At 75.4% G+C, this 349-nt stretch carries 1 protein-coding gene; it reads right to left on the reverse strand.

The window, feature by feature from the left end; all coding sequences use genetic code 11:
• Positions 1-349: EAL domain-containing protein (locus E2C05_RS32585; protein ID WP_133223691.1), on the reverse strand; the 349-nt coding region annotated here is incomplete at both ends.

Here is a 349-nt window from a genome sequence, read left to right on the forward strand (position 1 = left end):
CGAGCCGCCCGGGCGCGAGGCCGGAGGCGGCCAGCACGCCCGCCACCGTCTCCACCAGCCCGCGGCTGGCGAACTGCGCCGGGGAGAGGTTGACCGCCACCTTCGGCGCGCCCGCCCAGCCGGCGGCATCGGCGCAGGCCCGCATCAGCACCCATTCGCCGATCGGCACGATCAGCCCGATCTCCTCGGCCAGCGGGATGAAGGCGTCGGGCGGCACCAGCCCGCGTTCCGGATGGCGCCAGCGGATCAGCGCTTCCAGGCCGGCGACGCGGCGCGACGCGACGTCGATGATCGGCTGGTAGTGCAGCTCGAACTCGCTCGCCGCCAGCGCCCGCCGCAGGTCCATCTC

The sequence above is a fragment of the Paracraurococcus ruber genome (assembly GCF_004353985.1).
Classification (GTDB): Bacteria; Pseudomonadota; Alphaproteobacteria; order Acetobacterales; family Acetobacteraceae; genus Paracraurococcus; species Paracraurococcus ruber.